Source organism: Micrococcus sp. CH7 (assembly GCF_001595485.1).
Taxonomy (GTDB): Bacteria; Actinomycetota; Actinomycetes; order Actinomycetales; family Micrococcaceae; genus Micrococcus; species Micrococcus luteus.
This window is the reverse complement of the sequence record NZ_LOSQ01000027.1, coordinates 68220-83569: the sequence shown is the minus strand read 5'-3', so window position 1 is coordinate 83569 and position 15350 is coordinate 68220. Positions and strand designations below refer to the sequence as shown.

The window sequence follows — 15350 nt, the reverse complement described above, 5'->3', positions numbered from 1 at the left end:
ACCCCACGAACGGAGACCCCCGTGAGCTCGCACCGCTCCTCCGCGCCCGCCGAGGGCGCCCCACTCCCGGCCACGACGCCGGAAGACCTCCCGCCCACCGAGGCCGCCGGCCGGCCCCGCTGGACGCCCGCGAAGATCGCCGTCTGGGTGGCCGTCGCCCTGCTCGGCGGCGTCGCCTGGACCATGCTCGCCCTGCACCGCGGCGAGACGATCAACGCGATCTGGTTCGTGTTCGCCGCCGTGGCGACGTTCGCGATCGGCTACCGCTTCTACTCGAAGTACGTCGAGCGCATGATCGTCCACCCGGACGACACCCGCGCCACCCCGGCCGAGTACCGGGCCGACGGCCGGGACTACGTGGCCACCGACCGCCGCGTGCTCTACGGCCACCACTTCGCGGCCATCGCCGGCGCCGGTCCGCTCGTGGGCCCCGTGCTCGCCGCGCAGATGGGCTATCTGCCCGGCACCATCTGGATCATCGTCGGCGTGATCCTGGCCGGCGCAGTCCAGGACTACCTCGTCCTGTTCTTCTCGATGCGCCGCGGCGGCCGCTCGCTCGGCCAGATGGCCCGGGACGAGCTGGGCCGCGTCGGGGGCACCGCCGCGATCGTCGCGACCCTGCTGATCATGGTGATCATCACGGCCATCCTGGCCCTCGTGGTGGTCAACGCCCTGGGCGAGTCCCCGTGGGGCGTGTTCTCCGTGGCCATGACCATCCCGATCGCGCTCTTCATGGGCGCGTACCTGCGCTGGATCCGCCCGGGCCGCATCACCGAGATCTCCGTGATCGGATTCGTCCTGCTCCTGGCGGCCATCATCGGCGGCGGCTGGGTCGCCGGGACCGAGTGGGGCGCGGCCCTGTTCACCCTGGACCGCACCACCATCGCCTGGGCCGTGATCATCTACGGGTTCGTCGCGGCCGTGCTGCCCGTGTGGCTGCTGCTCGCGCCGCGCGACTACCTGTCCACCTTCATGAAGATCGGCGTGATCGCGGGTCTCGCGCTGGCCATCGTCGTCGTGCAGCCGCGCATCGGCACCCCCGCGTTCTCCGAGTTCGCCTCGGGCCAGACCGGCCCGGTGTGGCCCGGTTCGCTGTTCCCGTTCCTGTTCGTCACCATCGCGTGCGGTGCGCTCTCCGGCTTCCACGCGCTGATCGCCTCGGGCACGACGCCCAAGATGGTGGAGAAGGAGCGGCAGACCCGCTTCATCGGCTACGGCGGCATGCTCATGGAGGCCTTCGTGGCCATCATGGCGCTCGTGGCCGCCGTCTCGCTCGACCGCGGCATCTACTTCGCCATGAACTCCCCGGCCGCCCTCACCGGCGGCACCCCGGAGACCGCCGTCGACTTCGTCATGGGCCTCGGCCTGGCCGGCGTGAACCTCGCCCCCGGGGACCTGACCCACCTGGCCGACCTCGTGGGCGAGGAGACCGTGGTCTCCCGCACCGGCGGCGCCCCCACCCTCGCGGTCGGCCTGGCGCACGTCATGGGCCAGCTCGTGGGCGGCGACGCGCTCATGGGCTTCTGGTACCACTTCGCGATCATGTTCGAGGCGCTGTTCATCCTCACCGCCGTCGACGCCGGCACCCGCGTGGCCCGGTTCATGCTCCAGGACTCCCTGGGGAACGTGATCCCGCGCTTCAAGGACACCTCGTGGCGCGTGGGCGCGTGGGTCTGCACGGCCATCATGGTGGCCGCGTGGGGCGCCGTGCTGATCATGGGCGTCACCGATCCGCTGGGCGGCATCAACACGCTGTTCCCGCTGTTCGGCATCGCCAACCAGCTGCTCGCGGCGATCGCGCTCGCCGTCGTCCTGACGATCGTCGCGCGCCGCCGGGACTTCCGGGGCCTGTGGATCGTGGCGCTGCCGCTGGCGTTCATCACCGTGGTCACCACCGTGGCGTCGTTCCAGAAGATCTTCTCCTCCATCCCGGCGGTGGGCTACTGGGCGCAGCATCGCGCGTTCCAGGACGCGCTGGCGGCGGGGAAGACGAGCTTCGGCGCCGCGAAGTCCGTGCCGGCCATGGAGGCCGTGGTCCGGAACACCTTCATCCAGGGCACGCTCTCCGTCGTCTTCCTGGTGTTGGCGCTGATCGTCATCACGACGTCGGTGCTCGCCACGGTACGCGCCTTCCGCGGCACCGAGGTCATCGACCACCAGGACCCGTACGTGCCCTCGCAGCGCTTCGCCCCGGCCGGGCTGTTCGCCACGGCCGAGGAGAAGGAGCTGCAGCGGCAGTGGGACGCCCTGCCGGCGGACCGGCAGCCGGTGCGGGGTCACTGACGTGGCCGATCCGCGCGCGACGCCGGCCGGGCCCTCCACCGAGGAGGGCCCGGCCGGCCCGTCTCGGCCCGGGGTGTGGGCCCGGGTGCGCTGGTGGGTCCGCCAGCTCTCCGGAGAGGGGAAGTACGACGCGTACGTGGCCCACCACCGGGCCCACCATCCGGAGCGCGCGCCGATGACCGAGCGGGAGTTCTGGCGGGCCGAGTACGCGCGCCAGGAGGCCAATCCGGGCAGCCGCTGCTGCTGAGCGGCCTGGACCCGCCCCGCTCCGCACCGCGCCGCGCTGAGCCAGACGAATCCGCCCGCGAGCCAGACGAATCGGTCTTCTCAGGCCGTCGGGCGCGGCCGAATCGTCTGGCTCGCGGCGTCAGCGGGGCCGGAATCGAGTGGGTGTCCGGCGACGGCGACCGCCGCTCACCCACTACGCTGACCCCCATGCGCATCGCCCGTTTCGTGGACCAGGCCGAACCGACCTACGGCATCGTGGAGGGCCCGGCCGACGCCGACCCCGCCGAGCTGAGCATCACCGCCCTGCAGGGCGACCCGTTCTTCCACGGGATCCAGCCCACCGGCACCACGCACCGCCTCGAGGACGTGCGCCTCGTGGCCCCGATCATCCCGCGTTCGAAGATCGTGGGCGTCGGCCGCAACTGGGCCGACCACGCGAAGGAGCTCGGCAACGAGGTCCCCGCCTCGCCGCAGTTCTTCCTCAAGCCGAACACCGCCGTGGTGGGGCCGAACGAGCCGGTGACCCTGCCGAGCTGGTCGGACGAGGTCTCCTACGAGGCCGAGCTCGCCGTCGTCATCGGCACCATCTGCAAGGACGTGCCGGTGAGCCGCGTGGACGACGTCGTGTTCGGCTACACCGTGGGCAACGACCTCACCGCCCGCGACGCCCAGCGCACCGACCTGCAGTGGGCCCGCGCCAAGGGCTTCGACGGCGCCTGCCCGCTGGGCCCGTGGATCGAGACCGAGCTGGACGTGGAGCCGGCCGGCGGCCTGCGCATCACGTCTCGGCTCGACGGCGAGACCCGCCAGGACGGCACGACGGCGGACATGGTCTTCGGCGTCCGCGAGCTCGTGGCCGCGGCCTCGGAGATGTTCACCCTCCTGCCCGGCGACGTGATCCTGACCGGCACCCCGGGCGGGGTCGGGACGGTCCAGGAGGGCCAGCGCGTCGAGGCCGAGGTCGAGGGCATCGGCGTCCTCGCCACCGTCTTCCGCCGCTGACGCTGGCGCCCGACGACGGCGTCCGGGCCCCGCGTAGACTCGGGGCATCATGACTGACGCCACCGCTCCCGTGTCCGAGAACGCCCCCGCCCCCTTCGCCGACGTCCCCCAGGTGGACGCCGAGACCCCCGTGCGCGTGCGCTTCGCCCCCTCGCCCACCGGCACCCCCCACGTGGGGCTGATCCGCACCGTCCTGTTCAACTGGGGCTGGGCGCGGCACACCGGCGGCACCCTCGTGTTCCGCATCGAGGACACGGACGCCAAGCGCGACTCGGAGGAGTCCTACCAGCAGCTGCTCGAGGCGATGCGCTGGCTCGGGATCGACTGGGACGAGGGCGTCGAGGTCGGCGGTCCGCACGAGCCGTACCGTCAGTCCCAGCGTGGGGAGATCTACGCGGACGTGATCGAGAAGCTCAAGGCCGGCGGATACATCTACCCGTCCTACTCGAGCCCCGAGGAGACCGAGGCCCGTCACCGGGCCGCCGGCCGCGACCCCAAGCTGGGCTACGACGGCTACGACCGTGACCTCACGGACGAGCAGATCGCCGCCTTCGAGGCCGAGGGCCGCGCGCCGGTCTGGCGGCTGCGCATGCCGGACGAGGACATCACCTTCACCGACCTGGTGCGCGGGGAGATCACCTTCAAGGCCGGCTCCGTGCCGGACTTCGTGGTGGTGCGCGCGGACGGCTCGCCGCTGTACACCCTCGTGAACCCGGTGGACGACGCGCTCATGGGCATCACCCACGTGCTGCGCGGTGAGGACCTGCTCTCCTCGACTCCGCGCCAGATCGCGCTCTACCGCGCCCTGCACGCGATCGGCGTCGCCCGGTACATGCCGGTGTTCGGCCACCTGCCCTACGTGATGGGCGAGGGCAACAAGAAGCTCTCCAAGCGCGACCCGCAGGCCAACCTGTTCCTGCACCGGGACAACGGCTTCATCCCGGAGGGCCTGCTGAACTACCTCGGCCTGCTGGGCTGGTCCCTCTCCGCGGACGAGGACATCTTCACCCCGCAGCAGTTCGTGGAGCACTTCGACGTGCACAAGGTGCTGGCCAACCCCGCCCGCTTCGACGAGAAGAAGGCGATCGCGATCAACGGCACGCACGTGCGCATGCTCGACGTGGCCGACTTCCGCGACCGTCTCGTGCCCTACCTGCACGCGGCCGGCCTCGTGGGCGAGCACCTGACGGAGCGGGAGATGCAGATCCTCACCGCCGCGGCCCCGCTCGTGCAGGAGCGCGTGCAGCTGCTCGGCGAGGCCGTCGAGATGCTCGCCTTCCTCTTCACGGCGGACCGGGACGTCCGGACGGCCGAGGGCGCCCTCAAGGGCATGCCGGCGGACCTGGGGGCCGCCGTCGCCGCGGCCCGGGAGGCGCTGGCCGCCCTGCCCGAGGACGAGTTCACCACCGAGCGGATCGAGGCGGCGCTGCGGGCCGCCCTCATCGACGGCCTGGGCCTCAAGCCGCGCCAGGCGTTCGGCCCCGTGCGCGTCGCGGTGACCGGCCGCAAGGTGTCCCCGCCGCTCTTCGAGTCGCTCGAGATCCTGGGCCGGGACTCCGCGCTCGCCCGCCTGGACCGCTTCGCCGCGGAGCAGGGCCTGGACCAGGACCAGCCCGCCGACGCATGAGCCGGGGCGCCAGCACGACGCCGGCCGGCGGGTCCGCGGGCGCGCCCGCGCCGCCGGCCTGGGACGCCGTCCTCTTCGACCTGGACGACACGCTGCTGGATCTGCGCTCCGCCCAGCACGCCGCGTTCGACGCGACGGTGCGCCGGCAGTGGGCCGGGGCCGCCGACGTCGATCCGGCGGTGCTGGCCGAGGCCACCGAGGCCTTCGCGTCCGACGCCGGCGGCCACTTCGGGCGCTACGTGGCCGGGGAGCTGACGTTCGAGGAGCAGCGGCTGGCCCGCGTGGCCGACGCCCTGCGCGCGCTCGGCGTGCCCGAGGACGCGGCGACCCCGCTCGACGGCCTGTGGACCACCGACTACGAAGAGGTCGTGCGCGGGCACTGGGCGCTGTTCCCCGCGACCGCCGACGTCCTCGCCGAGGTGCGGGGAACAGGCCGTGGCGTGGGGATCGTCACGAACAACGTGGAGGCCTACCAGCGCGGCAAGGCCGACGCCCTCGGTCTGGAGTGGGTCGAGGTGCTGATCGGCTCGGACACGGCCGGGGCCCCGAAGCCGGACCCGGCCCCCTTCCTGGCCGGCTGCTCCCGCCTGGGCACGGACCCGGGACGCACCCTCATGGTGGGGGACAGTCTGCGTCACGACGTCGAGGGGGCCCGGTCGGCGGGGCTCGTCCCGGTGTGGATGAGCCCCGACGCCCCCGCCCACGGCGGGGCGGAGGAGCCGCTCTGGGACGAGGAGCACGCGTGCTGGCGGATGCGGGCGATCGGCGGGTTGCAGACCTGGCTGGCGGCCTGACCCGCCGATTTTGCACGTGCCGCCCGGAGGGTGTAGAGTTCTTTCTCGTTGCCGGAGAGATCCGGGAACACCGAGCTCATGAATATGATGCACATCGGTCAGGCATGCTTGACCGACAGTGGGGTATGGTGTAATTGGCAACACAACGGTTTCTGGTACCGTCATTCTAGGTTCGAGTCCTGGTACCCCAGCGAGTCTTCGGACTCAGTGAACGCGCACGGGCGGAGACGCTCGGACGTGGCGCACGGCCCCATCGTATAGCGGCCTAGTACGCCGCCCTCTCACGGCGGTAACGCGGGTTCAAATCCCGCTGGGGTCACGCAGTCGCCGCCCGGTCCTCGGACCGGAACGGCACGGGCGGATGAACGCATCCGTCGCCTGAACAGGAGACGCAGGCGCAGCAGAAGGTCTCCACGGCATCGCTTCCGCACACGCGGACAGCGCGCTCGGCCCCATCGTATAGCGGCCTAGTACGCCGCCCTCTCACGGCGGTAACGCGGGTTCAAATCCCGCTGGGGTCACCCGAGTGACAGGAAGCCCGGTCCCTGCGGACCGGGCTTCCGTCGTCTCCGTCCGCCGGGCCGGCGGGATGGGCGGCCGGCGCGCGCCCGTGAGACGATGGCCCACGTGCCACACACGGATCAGAACGCCCCAGACCTCGGCGTCGACACGGCCGTCCGCCGCGTGCGCGAGCACCTCGCCGCGCTCGAGTTGCCCTTCGAGACCGTCACCGCAGGGCAGGACCGCGCCGAGCGAGAGCGCACCCTGCACCAGATCGATGACTACGTGCTGCCCCGCCTCGACTCGCTCGACGCGCCGCTGCTGGCCGTCGTCGGCGGCTCCACCGGTGCGGGCAAGTCCACGCTGGTGAACGCGCTCGTCGGCCACGAGGTCTCCCGCTCCTCCGCCCTGCGGCCCACCACGCGGCAGCCTCTGCTGCTGCACAACCCCGCCGACACCCACTGGTTCACGGGCCCGCGGGTGCTGCCCGACCTCGCCCGCGTCAGCGTGCACCGCGACGCGGCCGCCGGCCCCGTCGAACCCGACCAGTCCGCGATGGACACGGTCGCGCTCGTGGCCGAGCCCGCACTGCCCTCGGGCATCGCCCTCGTGGACGCCCCGGACATCGACTCCGTGGCGGACCAGAACCGCGCGCTGGCCCGGCAGCTCCTCGAAGCCGCCGACCTGTGGATCTTCACGACGACGGCGCACCGCTACGCCGACGCCGTGCCCTGGCAGCTGCTGGACGAGGCCGCCGACCGCGACATCACCGTGGCCGTCGTGCTCGGCCGCGTGCCCGAGGGCGCGGCGGAGGACATCACCCCGGACCTGCGGCGCATGCTCACCGAGCGCGGCCTCGCCGACGCCCGGATCCACGTGATCCCCGAGACCCGCTTCGACGAGCGCGGCCTGCTCCCGCAGGAGCACGTCGCGGGCCTGCGCGCCTGGCTCGAGACCCTCGCCGCCGACGCCCAGGCGCGCGGCGCCGTCGCCCGCCGGACCGTGGACGGCGTGCTGGGCCAGCTGGCCGCCCGCGTCGCCGACCTGGCCCGCGCCGAGGAGGAGCAGCGGCATGCCGCGGACCTGCTCGCCCGGATCGTGGGGGACTCCACGGACCAGGCCGTCGGCCGGGTCCGCGAGGCCACCTCGGACGGCACGCTGCTGCGCGGCGAGGTGCTCTCCCGCTGGCAGGACTTCGTCGGCACGGGGGAGTTCTTCCGCGGCGTCGAGACCACGATCGGCCGGCTGCGGGACCGCCTCGGCGCCCTCGTGCGCGGGCGCCCGGCACCGCCCGAGGAGGTCGAGACCGCCCTGGAGACCGGCCTGCACGCCGTGATGGTCGAGGCGGCCGCCGCAGCCGCCGAGCAGATCGAGCGGCGCTGGGCGTCCGAGCCGGCGGGCCGGGCCCTCGTGGCCGGGCGCGACCTGGGTGCCCTGACGCCGGACGCGTCGGCGCGGGCGGCCGACGTCGTGCGGGACTGGCAGTCGGACGTGCTGGCGCTGATCCAGGAGGAGGGCGCGGGCAAGCGCACGCGCGCCCGCCTGGCGGCCACCGGCGTGAACGGCGCGGCCGTGGCCCTCATGATCATCTCGTTCGCCTCCACCGGCGGACTCGCGGGCATCGAGGTCGGCATCGCCGGCGGCGCCGCCGTCGTCGGGCAGAAGCTGCTCGAGTCGATCTTCGGCGAGGACGCCGTGCGCCGCATGGCCCGGCGGGCCGATGAGCTGCTCGAGCTCCGCGTGCGGGCCTTCCTCGAGACCGTGCTCGCGGACCGCTTCCTGCCGCTGCTCCACCTCGAGCGCGAGCCGCAGGCCACCGAGGAGCTGCGCGCCCTCGTGCCGGTGCTGCGCCGCGGGGTGGCCGCCGGCGTCGACGGCCCGACCGGGCCCGAGCACGCCCCGTCCGCCGCCGAGGCGGGGGAGGAGCCCCGATGAGCCGCCGCGACACCCCCGCCCTGGCCCCCCGCCTGGACGCCCTCGGCGAGGCCGCCGAGCTGGCCGCGGGTCGCCTGCCCGAGGACGTCGTGGCCGGGGCCGACGCCGTCGTGCGCGCGGCCGGGGAGCGCCAGGCACTCTCCGCGGAGCACACCGTGGTCGGGTTCTTCGGGGCGACGGGCTCCGGCAAGTCCTCCCTGTTCAACGCGCTCACCGGCCGCGACCTGGCCCGCGTGGCCGCCACCCGGCCCACCACGTCCGAGCCGCTCGCCGCGGTCTGGGGCGTGGGCCGGGGACAGGGGCTGGACCCGGACGCGGAGCACGGCGACGGCACCGGCGAGGGCGGCGGTGCGGCCGCCCTGCTCGACTGGCTCGGCGTGCGCCGCCGCCACCTGCTGGACGAGGCGCCCGTGCTCGACGACGGCCGCCCCGGCTTCCTCGGCTTCGGCCGCCGTGACGGCGCCGACGCCACCGGCCTGATCCTGCTGGACCTGCCGGACATCGACTCGGTCGAGCGGGGCAACCGCGAGATCACCTCCCGGCTGGCCGGCCACGTGGACGTGCTGGTGTGGGTCGTGGACCCGGAGAAGTACGCGGACGCCGTGCTGCACCGCGAGTTCCTGGCGACCATGGGCTCGCACGCGGCCGTGACCCTCGTGCTGCTCAACCAGGTGGACCGGCTCTCGGTGCGTGACCGGGACGTCGTGCTGGCCTCGCTGCGCCGGATGCTCTCGGGGCACGGTCTCGGCGACGTCCGGGTGCTGCCCGTGTCCGCGCGCACGGGGGAGGGCCTGGAGGAGGTCGGCCGGCAGGTCGCGGCGATCGTCGCCCAGCGCGGCGCGGCCGCCGAACGCCTGGGCGCGGACGTCGCGGCCCGTGCCGCGGACCTCGCCGCCGCCTCGGGCGAGGGCGAGCCGGCCGGTGTCGGGCCCGGGGACGAGCAGCGGCTCGGGCGCGAGCTGGCCGTGGCCGGCGGTGTGCCGGCCGTCGTCCGGGCGGTGGAGGGCTCGTACCGGCTGCGCTCGGCCAAGCGCACCAGCTGGCCCGTGCTGCGCTGGATGCACTCCTTCCGCGCGGACCCCCTGCGGCGCCTGCACCTGATGCCTGAGAGCGCCGCGCCTCGCCGCGACCGGGACGAGGTCGCCCGCGACCCCGCGCTGCACCGCACCTCCCTGCCCGAGCGCTCGGGCACCCAGCGGGCCGTCGTCGACGGCGCGGTCCGCACGCTGGCCGCCGCGGCCGGCGCGGGGGCCGCCGAGCCGTGGGCTGCCGCCATCCGCCGCGCGGGCCGGGAGCACGCCGAGGAGCTCCCCGGCGCCGTGGACCAGGCGATCGCGGCCACCGACCTCGGGGCCGGTCGGGGCAGCTGGTGGCACCCCGTGCTCGACGTGCTGCAGTGGCTCGCCCTCCTCACCGCCGTTGTCGGCGCCGGCTGGCTGGGCGTCCTCGCCCTGGCCGGGTACCTGCAGTTCCCCCTGCCGCCCGCGCCCACGGTCGAGGGCTTCCCCCTCCCGACGCTGCTGCTCGTCGGCGGCCTCGCGCTCGGCGTGCTGCTGGCCCTGCTGGCGATCCCCCTGACCCGGTGGACCGCCGCGGCGCGGGGACGCCGCGCGCGCCGCCGCCTCGAGGAGGCGACCACGGACGTCGGCCGACGGCTCGTCGTCGACCCGGTGCGCGCCGAGGTGGACCGCTTCCACGCCTTCCGCGACGCCCTCGCCCGGGCCTCCGGCGTCCCGGTCCGGCGGGGCCGCCGATGACGGTGTGCGACCCCGCGGCCGCGGCGGGGGCGACCGTCGGCGACCTCACGGAGGCCGAGCTGCTGGAGGTCGTCCTGACCGGGCTCGCCCCCGCCGTCCGGGACGGCCACTGGCCCGCCGGCACCGTCGCCCCGGGCGACGACGCCGCCCTCGTGCCCGCGCCCCGCGGCGGGACGCTCATCTCCACGGACGCGATGGGGGAGGGCACGGACTTCCTGCACCGCTGGCCCGCCGGCCCCCGCACCCGCGGCCACGACGCCGGCTGGAAGGCCGTCGCCCAGAACCTCTCGGACGTCAACGCGATGGGCGGGACCGCCTCCGCGCTCGTCACCGCCCTCACCCTGCCGCCGACGACGTCGGTCGCCTGGGTGCGGTCGTTCGCCGCGGGCATCGTGGGCGCGGTGCGTCACCTCGGCGCGCCGGACTGCCGGGTGGCCGGGGGCGACCTGGGCACCGGCGGACGGGTCCACGCCGCGGTGACGGTGCTCGGGGACCCGCACCCCGGCGGCGTGCTGTGCCGCACGCCGGCCGCGGCGGACCGGGACCGCGTGCTCGCCGAGGGCGCCGACCTCGTCCATGCCCAGGTGGTGCCGGGAGGTCCCCGGGCCGCCGCGCCCCCGGGGCCGGGGTGGGCCGCCGCCGGGCTCACCCTGCTGCTCACCGACCGCGCGGAGCTGGAGCGACGGGCGGACGCCCTCCCCGCCGCCGACCGGCCGTCACCGCGGGAGCTCGCCCGCGCCGTCCGCGCCCAGCTGCGACCCCGCCCGCCGCTGGCCCTCGGGCCCGCCGCGGTGACGGCCGGCCTGCTCACCCTCATGGACGTCTCCGACGGCCTGGGCAAGGACGCGCACCGCATGGCGGCCGCCACCGGCGGGGCCGGCCCCGCGCCGGCACCGTGGCTGGGCGAGGCCTGGCTGGCGGAGGCCGCCGCACCCCTGCGCCGCGTGGCCGCCCTGGCCGGGACCAGCCCGGAGGCGCTCGTGACCGGCGGGGGCGAGGACTACGGCCTCCTGGGGCTGGCGTGGCCCGAGACCGAGCTGCCCCGGGGGTTCACGCGGATCGGCCGGCTCGTGCCGGCCGGGGCCCGGCCGCCGGCCGGGCACCGGCCCCTGTCCGAGTCCGGCTGGGACCCGTTCGCCGGCTGAGCGCCCGGGCCGGGGTCCGCGGGCGGGTCAGGCCGCGCGGAGGAGTCGCTCCGGGTCGAAGCGGTGGCCGAGGCCGATGACGTCCCACCCGTGCTCGCGCCACGCGGCGACGTCCAGGACGTTGCGCCCGTCGATCAGCAGGCGGGAGGCCACGCGTGCGCCCACGGCGTTCGGATCCATCTCGCGGAACTGGCGCCACTCGGTCAGCAGCAGGGTCAGCTCGGCGCCGTCCACGGCCGCCTCGAGAGAGTCCACGTAGTCGAGCCGCGGGAAGCGGGCGGCCGCGTTGGCATTGCCCTCGGGGTCGTACACCCGGACGTCGGCGCCGGCCGTGTAGAGACGGTTGGCGACGTCGAGGGCGGGGGAGTCCCGGACGTCGTCGGAGTCCGGCTTGAACGTGACGCCCAGCACGGCGATCCGCGTGCCGTTGAGCACCTGCACGCTCGCGGGGGTGGGGGCGGGCCCGGAGGCGTCGGCCCGGCGGACGCGGCCGTCGCGAGCCGCGGAGAGCACCTGCACCGCCAGGTCCACCACGCGGTCACGGCGGCGCAGGTTGATGTCGTCCACCTCCGCCAGGAACCGCATGGTCCGGTCCAGGCCCAGCTCGGAGACGCGGGCCTGGAGCGCTCGGATGTCCTTGGGCAGGCAGCCGCCCCCGAAGCCCACGCCCGCGTTGAGGAACCGGCGTCCGATCCGCGCGTCGTGGCCGATCGCGTCCGCGAGGGTGCCGATGTCCCCGCCCACGTTCTCGGTGATCTCCGAGAACGCGTTGATGAACGAGATCTTCGTGGCCAGGAAGGCGTTGGCGGCCACCTTCACCAACTCGGCCGTCTCGAGGTCCGTGCTGATCCACGGGGTGTCGGCCGCGAGCTGCCGCGCGTAGACGCGGCGCAGGATGCCCTCGGCGCGGGGCCCGTGCGTGCCGATGACGAGGCGGTCCGGGGTGAGCGTGTCCCTCACGGCGAAGCCCTCCCGGAGGAACTCGGGGTTCCAGGCGAGCTCGACCTCGCCCGGCAGTCCGGCCTCGGCGCGCACGGTGCGCACGAGCTCGGCCAGGCGGCGCGCCGTGCCCACGGGCACGGTCGACTTGCCGACGATCAGCGCGTCGCGGTCGATCGCCGCGGCGAGGGAGGCGACGGCGGCGTCCACGTAGCTCAGGTCCGCCGCGGTCTCGCCCACCTTCTGCGGGGTGCCGACGCCGATGAAGTGGACGCCCGCCCAGCGGGCCGCCTCCGCGACGTCGGTGGTGAAGCGCAGCCGCCCGGAGGCGACGTGGGTGCGCAGCAGCTCGGGCAGGCCGGGTTCGTGGAAGGGCACCTCGCCGCGGGCCAGGCGCTCGATCTTGGCCGGGTCCACGTCCACGCCGAGGACCTCGAAGCCCAGCTCGGCCATGCAGGCGGCGTGCGTGGCGCCCAGATAGCCCGTGCCGATCACGGACAGCCGCGGCGCGGCCTCCTGCTCGGCGGGGGCGGCGGGCGCGGTCGTCTCGGTCACGGCGGACTCCTCGGTGGTGCGGGGGGCGGCGGTCGGGGACTTGGCTGACGCTAGGCCCCGCGGGTGAACGCGGGAAGAACGGGGTGTCTCCGCGGCGCATCCCGTCGGTGGCGCGGGCGGGCCTCAGGCCTCGCCGGCGCGGATGAGCTCGGTGAGTCGCGTCGCGGCGGAGACGACGGCGTCCGCGTGCAGTCGGCCCGGCTGGCGGGAGAGCCGCTCGAGGGGGCCGGAGATCGAGACCGCCGCGATGACGCGTCCGCTGGGGCCGCGCACCGGTGCGGACACCGAGGCGACCCCGGGCTCGCGCTCGGCCAGGGACTGGGCCCAGCCGCGCCGCCGCACCGCCGCGAGGACGGTGGGTGTGAACACGGCGCCGGCCAGTCCCTCGACGAGCCGCTCGTGGTCCTCCCAGGCCAGGAGCACCTGCGCGGCGGAGCCGGCCTTCATGGACATGCGGGCGCCCACGGGGATGGTGTCGCGCAGGCCCCAGGGCCGCTCCGCGCTGGCCACGCACACGCGGGAGTCCGCCTGCCGACGGAACACCTGGGCGCTCTCTCCCGTGGCGTCGCGCAGCCACAGCAGCACCGGGCCGGAGGCCGTGGTGAGCCGGTCCTCGCCGGCGGCGGAGGCGAGCTCGGCCAGGCGGGTGCCCAGCACGTAGCGGCCCTGCAGGTCCTTGCCCACCATGCGGTGGTGCGTGAGGGCGGCCGCGAGCCGGTGCAGCGTGGGCCGCGCGATCCCGGTGGCGGTGACGAGCTGGGCGAGCGTGGCCGGGCCGGACTCGAGCGCGTCGAGGATCGCCACCGACTTGTCCACCACGCCGACGCCGCTGGGATGCCGGTGGAGCGAGGGGCCGATGAGGTCGTCCTCGGTGGGCGGGCGCACGGGCTCGGTGGTCATGGGGTGATCGTAGTCGTCTCACTGCTCGGACGGACCGGGGGTGTCGGTGTGCGTCGCATGTGACCGCGCCGGCCGGCGCCGGGTCCGGCATATGAGACGAAATCTCACGATATGGAATATTGCGCCGCGTGGTCGAGAACGGCCTCGCCGCGCCCCACAGTGGTCCGTGAGCACCGGCGCCCCGCGCCGGGCGACGACCGACAGGTGCGTGAGCAGGAAGGTGCGGCACATGACGACGGCGACGACGCGGCCCAGGACGCTGGCCGAGAAGGTCTGGGACGAGCACGTGGTGGTGCGTGGCGAGGGCGAGGGCGCCTCCCGCACCCCCGACCTGCTCTACATCGACCTGCACCTCGTGCACGAGGTGACGAGCCCGCAGGCCTTCGAGGGGCTGCGTCTGGCCGGGCGTCCGGTGCGTCGGCCCGACCTGACCATCGCCACGGAGGACCACAACACCCCGACGCTGGACATCGACCAGCCGATCGCGGATCCCACCTCGCGCACCCAGATCGAGACCCTGCGGGCCAACTGCGCCGAGTTCGGTGTGCGCCTGCACCCGTTGGGCGACGCCGAGCAGGGCATCGTCCACGTCGTCGGCCCCCAGCTGGGCCTGACCCAGCCCGGCCTCACCGTGGTCTGCGGCGACTCCCACACCTCCACCCACGGTGCGTTCGGCGCCCTGGCGTTCGGCATCGGCACCTCCGAGGTCGAGCACGTCCTGGCCACCCAGACCCTGCCGCTGAAGCCCTTCAAGACCATGGCGGTCACCGTGGACGGCACGCTGCGCCCGGGTGTGACGGCCAAGGACATCATCCTCGCGGTCATCGCGAAGATCGGCACGGGCGGGGGCCAGGGCTTCGTGCTCGAGTACCGCGGTGAGGCCATCCGGAACCTCTCCATGGAGGGCCGGATGACCATCTGCAACATGTCCATCGAGGCCGGCGCCCGCGCCGGCATGGTCGCCCCGGACGAGACCACCTTCGCCTACCTGAAGGGACGGCCCCATGCCCCCGAGGGCGCCGACTGGGACGCCGCCGTCGAGCACTGGCGCACCCTCGCCACGGACGAGGGGGCGGAGTTCGACGCCGAGGTGGTCATCGACGCGGACACGCTGGAGCCGTTCGTCACGTGGGGCACCAACCCGGGGCAGGGCGTGAGCCTGAACGACACCGTCCCCGCGCCCGAGGACTTCGCCGACCCGGTGGCCCAGGAGGCGGCCCGCAAGGCGCTGTCCTACATGGATTTGGCCCCCGGGACCCCGATGAAGCAGGTCGAGGTCGACACCGTGTTCATGGGCTCGTGCACCAACTCCCGCATCGAGGACCTGCGGGCGTTCGCCGAGGTCGTCCGGGGCCGGCGCAAGGCCGAGGGGCTGCGCGTCATGGTCGTGCCGGGCTCGGCGCGCGTGCGTCTGCAGGCGATGGACGAGGGCCTGGACAGGGTGTTCGAGGACTTCGGGGCCGAGTGGCGGTTCGCCGGCTGCTCCATGTGCCTGGGCATGAACCCGGACCAGCTCTCCCCGGGGGAGCGCTGCGCGTCCACCTCCAACCGCAACTTCGAGGGCCGGCAGGGCAAGGGCGGGCGCACCCACCTGGTGTCCCCGGTGGTCGCCGCGGCCACCGCCGTGCTGGGCCGCCTCGCCAGCCCGTCCGACCTGCCCGCCCTCACCCCCCAGGAGGCCTGA

The 15350-nt window shown here is 74.6% G+C and carries 11 protein-coding genes and 3 tRNA genes; 12 read left to right on the top strand and 2 right to left on the bottom strand.

The window, feature by feature from the left end:
• Positions 1–21 precede the first annotated feature (21 nt).
• The 11 genes from AUV08_RS07435 to AUV08_RS07385 all read left to right on the top strand — a co-directional run bounded on the left by AUV08_RS07435 (position 22) and on the right by AUV08_RS07385 (position 11272).
• On the top strand, positions 22–2283 hold the full coding sequence (locus tag AUV08_RS07435) for a carbon starvation CstA family protein (RefSeq protein WP_061873169.1): 2262 nt from the start codon (positions 22–24) through the stop codon (positions 2281–2283).
• A 1-nt stretch (position 2284) separates the two neighbouring features.
• Positions 2285–2530, top strand: a complete 246-nt coding sequence (locus tag AUV08_RS07430; RefSeq protein ID WP_061867866.1) for a YbdD/YjiX family protein — start codon at positions 2285–2287, stop codon at positions 2528–2530.
• A 188-nt stretch (positions 2531–2718) separates the two neighbouring features.
• Positions 2719–3513 (top strand): fumarylacetoacetate hydrolase family protein, encoded by a 795-nt coding sequence (locus tag AUV08_RS07425; RefSeq protein WP_036338067.1) that lies wholly within the window; start codon positions 2719–2721, stop codon positions 3511–3513.
• Between the two features lie 49 nt (positions 3514–3562).
• Positions 3563–5140 (top strand): glutamate--tRNA ligase, encoded by a 1578-nt coding sequence (gltX, locus tag AUV08_RS07420; RefSeq protein WP_061867865.1) that lies wholly within the window; start codon positions 3563–3565, stop codon positions 5138–5140.
• Complete coding sequence (locus AUV08_RS07415; protein ID WP_061867864.1) at positions 5137–5934, top strand: HAD family hydrolase; 798 nt, start codon at positions 5137–5139, stop codon at positions 5932–5934. Before gltX ends, AUV08_RS07415 begins: the two co-directional genes overlap by 4 nt.
• Positions 5935–6053: 119 nt before the next feature.
• Positions 6054–6125: transfer RNA gene (locus tag AUV08_RS07410), tRNA-Gln, on the top strand.
• A 55-nt stretch (positions 6126–6180) separates the two neighbouring features.
• A tRNA-Glu gene (locus AUV08_RS07405) sits at positions 6181–6253 on the top strand.
• Positions 6254–6382: 129 nt separating this feature from the next.
• A tRNA-Glu gene (locus tag AUV08_RS07400) sits at positions 6383–6455 on the top strand.
• 106 nt (positions 6456–6561) lie between these two features.
• On the top strand, positions 6562–8370 hold the full coding sequence (locus tag AUV08_RS07395) for a dynamin family protein (RefSeq protein ID WP_061867926.1): 1809 nt from the start codon (positions 6562–6564) through the stop codon (positions 8368–8370).
• The gene (locus AUV08_RS07390; RefSeq protein ID WP_061867863.1) at positions 8367–10127 is read left to right on the top strand and encodes a GTPase; all 1761 of its coding nucleotides are present in this window, start codon (positions 8367–8369) and stop codon (positions 10125–10127) included. Before AUV08_RS07395 ends, AUV08_RS07390 begins: the two co-directional genes overlap by 4 nt.
• Complete coding sequence (locus tag AUV08_RS07385; protein ID WP_061867862.1) at positions 10124–11272, top strand: thiamine-monophosphate kinase; 1149 nt, start codon at positions 10124–10126, stop codon at positions 11270–11272. The genes AUV08_RS07390 and AUV08_RS07385 overlap by 4 nt, the downstream gene beginning before the upstream one ends.
• Positions 11273–11299: 27 nt before the next feature.
• Here the strand turns inward: AUV08_RS07385 and AUV08_RS07380 are convergent, their stop codons facing one another.
• Both AUV08_RS07380 and AUV08_RS07375 read right to left on the bottom strand, forming a co-directional pair.
• A complete protein-coding gene (locus AUV08_RS07380) occupies positions 11300–12766 on the bottom strand; it encodes a UDP-glucose/GDP-mannose dehydrogenase family protein (protein WP_061867861.1) in 1467 nt (488 codons plus the stop codon).
• Between the two features lie 123 nt (positions 12767–12889).
• Positions 12890–13666 (bottom strand): IclR family transcriptional regulator, encoded by a 777-nt coding sequence (locus AUV08_RS07375; protein WP_002856418.1) that lies wholly within the window; start codon positions 13664–13666, stop codon positions 12890–12892.
• Between the two features lie 229 nt (positions 13667–13895).
• On the opposite strand from AUV08_RS07375, the gene leuC reads away from it, so the two are divergent.
• A complete protein-coding gene (gene leuC / locus AUV08_RS07370; RefSeq protein WP_060973445.1) occupies positions 13896–15350 on the top strand; it encodes a 3-isopropylmalate dehydratase large subunit in 1455 nt (484 codons plus the stop codon).

What these genes read in the sequence shown, in the direction of transcription:
- AUV08_RS07425 (WP_036338067.1), top strand. Translation starts at nt 2,719, where the DNA reads ATGCGCATCGCCCGTTTCGTGGACCAGGCCGAACCGACCTACGGCATC.
- gltX (WP_061867865.1), top strand. Translation starts at nt 3,563, where the DNA reads ATGACTGACGCCACCGCTCCCGTGTCCGAGAACGCCCCCGCCCCCTTC.
- AUV08_RS07415 (WP_061867864.1), top strand. Translation starts at nt 5,137, where the DNA reads ATGAGCCGGGGCGCCAGCACGACGCCGGCCGGCGGGTCCGCGGGCGCG.
- AUV08_RS07390 (WP_061867863.1), top strand. Translation starts at nt 8,367, where the DNA reads ATGAGCCGCCGCGACACCCCCGCCCTGGCCCCCCGCCTGGACGCCCTC.
- AUV08_RS07385 (WP_061867862.1), top strand. Translation starts at nt 10,124, where the DNA reads ATGACGGTGTGCGACCCCGCGGCCGCGGCGGGGGCGACCGTCGGCGAC.
- AUV08_RS07375 (WP_002856418.1), bottom strand. Translation starts at nt 13,666, where the DNA reads ATGACCACCGAGCCCGTGCGCCCGCCCACCGAGGACGACCTCATCGGC.
- leuC (WP_060973445.1), top strand. Translation starts at nt 13,896, where the DNA reads ATGACGACGGCGACGACGCGGCCCAGGACGCTGGCCGAGAAGGTCTGG.